This is a genomic window from Microcystis sp. M090S1 (assembly GCF_020246295.1).
Lineage (GTDB): Bacteria > Cyanobacteriota > Cyanobacteriia > Cyanobacteriales > Microcystaceae > Microcystis > Microcystis aeruginosa.
Window position 1 is genome coordinate 1 of record NZ_JADBTF010000480.1, and the last position, 2,984, is coordinate 2,984.

The 2,984-nt window shown below is 43.0% G+C and carries 3 protein-coding genes; 1 reads left to right on the forward strand and 2 read right to left on the reverse strand.

The annotated features are described in order from the left end of the window. Window positions 1-465: 465 nt before the first annotated feature. Window positions 466-999, reverse strand: a complete 534-nt coding sequence (locus IM477_RS21165) for a DUF2062 domain-containing protein (protein ID WP_287733357.1) — start codon at window positions 997-999, stop codon at window positions 466-468. 53 nt (window positions 1,000-1,052) lie between these two features. Here IM477_RS21165 and mnmE point away from each other — a divergent pair, with 53 nt between their 5' ends. Further along, window positions 1,053-2,426: a tRNA uridine-5-carboxymethylaminomethyl(34) synthesis GTPase MnmE gene (mnmE, locus tag IM477_RS21170; protein ID WP_287733355.1), complete on the forward strand. Its 1,374-nt coding sequence runs from the start codon at window positions 1,053-1,055 to the stop codon at window positions 2,424-2,426. A gap of 84 nt (window positions 2,427-2,510) precedes the next feature. On the opposite strand, the gene IM477_RS21175 is transcribed toward mnmE, so the two are convergent. Next, a complete protein-coding gene (locus IM477_RS21175) occupies window positions 2,511-2,807 on the reverse strand; it encodes a polyhydroxyalkanoate biosynthesis repressor PhaR (protein WP_287733356.1) in 297 nt (98 codons plus the stop codon). Window positions 2,808-2,984: the final 177 nt, after the last annotated feature.

Here is a 2,984-nt window from a genome sequence, read left to right on the forward strand (position 1 = left end):
TCTTTTATTCAGGAGTTTGAGGCTTTCACATAACAGTACTTGTCTTTGTATTGAAAAATGTGTCCGTCAGTCAGGACTTTGCAGATTTTGATGAATTACAAGTTCTTCCTTTTATTGCAAAAGTGAGAGATTTTTTAAATATAATTTCAGACCTGCTTCCTACTGATTAAATGACAAAAGTATTGTATGGCAATACATTAAGTAAAGAGCATCTCAATACACAAATGATTCGTAATAATTTACAAATGATGCGACAGTCACATCCATCGTCTTAACTGTGATTGATGGGATTATGGGATGGACTATAACTGATCATTGATGAAGACTTGCTGAATACAACACAATCATAGTATTCATTCAATCATTCAAATCATAGTTTAGACTTATTATGGAATTACCGTTGGTGCTTCTCATCCATGCCTCTTAGATTACCGGATTTCGTCCCCCCCGAACGGTTACAATTTATCAGAGTTTTCTCCTTGTTTGTCGCCGGTGATACCGTTGATGAACTAGGCGATAGCTAACAAAATAGGTTATAGTAGCAAATACCGTCGCTGATAGTAAGCAACCAAAAAACAGGGTCAAAAGAAATTGGCCGCCAGAACTAGCTAACTTTTCGGTGAAGCTTTGATTAGTTTGAAAAATGTCGCCCACATTTGATCGCCCGCTTTGACCAAGAATAAACTCTCCTAATTTATAGTTAAACAGGAAAATTGGCAGATCGGTCAAGGGATTGCTGATATAAGTACCGGCAGCAGCCGCGATCTTGTTGGCACGAAATAGGGTGGCTAAAAAAATCGCAATAATGATCTGTAATCCCATCCAAGGAAAGGCCCCAGAAAACACCCCCACCGCTAACCCGCGAGCGATTTCGATCGGATGTCCCTGCAATCGCACCAAGCGAATCCACCAGTAGCGACAGGAGCGCGTCAGACTATTAACTAGGTTATTCCCTTTATTTTTCGCTTTTAATGACCGTGAGCGCATATTTTCGGGCATAAATGCTGACAAAATTGATACCGACTTCAATTTTAGCAAGGAGTGATTAAGAGATGTTAAACACAGGGGATACGATCGCCGCCATCGCTACGGCGATCGTTCCGCAACAGGGTAGCATCGGTATTGTCCGTTTATCCGGTAGTCAGGCAGTGGCGATCGCTCGTCGGCTTTTTCATACCCGCAATCGTCAAAAATGGCAAAGTCATCGTCTTCTCTACGGTTATATCCGGCATCCCCAAAGTCAAGCAATTATCGATGAAGCTTTACTGTTGCTCATGTTGGCTCCCCGCTCTTTCACTCGCGAGGATGTGGTGGAATTTCACTGTCATGGTGGCATTATGCCCGTACAACAGGTGTTACAGTTATGTCTAGAAAATGGGGCGCGTTTGGCACAAGCGGGGGAATTTAGCCTGCGTGCCTTTCTTAACGGCAGAATTGACCTAACTCAAGCAGAAAGCGTCGTCGATCTCGTTGGGGCGCGTTCTCCCCAAGCGGCACAATTTGCCCTCGCTGGTTTACAGGGGAAACTCGCTCAACCGATCCGCCATTTGCGCGCCACCTGTCTCGATATTTTGGCCGAAATAGAGGCCCGTATTGACTTTGAAGAGGATTTACCGCCCTTGGATTGCGAGGCGATTCTCCATAGCATAGAACAGGTTTTTTGTCAAGTAAATTTAATTTTGGCCACCGCCGAGCGCGGGGAATTGCTGCGTAGTGGTCTGAAAGTGGCGATCGTGGGACGGCCGAATGTGGGTAAATCCAGTTTGTTAAATGCTTGGAGTCGGAGCGATCGAGCGATTGTCACCGATTTACCTGGCACTACCCGCGATATTGTCGAATCTCAGCTAGTTGTGGCGGGAATCCCCGTACAAGTCCTCGATACGGCAGGAATTCGCTCGGCCAGCGATCAAGTCGAACAAATTGGGGTGGAACGTTCCCGTCAAACAGCCCAGTCTGCTGATTTAGTTCTCTTAACCGTCTCCGCAGAGTCCGGATGGACCTGGGAAGATGAGGAAATTTATCGCTCTGTCAGCGATCGCCGATTAATTTTAGTGATTAATAAAATTGATTTGGCTAATCCAGAAACAGTAATTTATCCAGCAGAAATTAAGCGAGTTGTCAAGCTGTCGGCCGCCCAAAATCAGGGTATTGAAGACTTAGAAAAAAGTCTTATTAATGCTGTCCAAAATCAAGAACTACAGGCGGCTAATTTGGATTTAGCCATTAATCAACGACAAGCAGCCGCTTTAACTAGGGCGAAAATTGCTTTGCAACAGGTCAAAAAAACAATTGACCAAGATTTACCTTTTGATTTTTGGTCGATCGATCTGCGTACTGCCATTCAATCCTTAGGAGAAATTACCGGCGAAGAAGTGACTGAATCGGTACTCGATCGCATTTTTAGCCGTTTTTGTATTGGTAAATAAGCAATGAGGAAATCCAGTCAAACAGAAACAAGGTTTTATCCTTTTGGGTTCGGTTAACTGTAGTCTTGTTGAGGATTAGAGAGATCAGATATTACTGGAAAAAAATACTTTCCACCCAGCCGTAATAATGGCACTTCCCAAAAGGATAATCAATGTCCAGACCTGATTTTTTTGGGTTCCCTCTACCGATCTGAGCCGATTGTCGATGCCTTCAATTTTCCCGTCTAACACTTTAATATCCCCTTTGAGATCGGCTATTCCTATTTCTACTTTTGTCAAGCGCTCATCAATCTTATCGAATTTTTGACTAACTTCCTTGATACTGTCTTTAATTTCTTTAAGGACGACATCAAGGGAATAAGTGACAGTTTCGTTAGACATTGGCTAAACTCCTATACTGCATCTGGTTGGATATAATTTTATCTTAGTCTAGGCTTTAAGAAAATTTTCTTTCAGGAGCGATTAACTGTAGTCTTGTTGAGAATTAGAGAACTCAGATATTACTGGAAAAAAATACTTTCCAAGCAGCCGTAATAATGGCACTTCCCAAAAGGATAA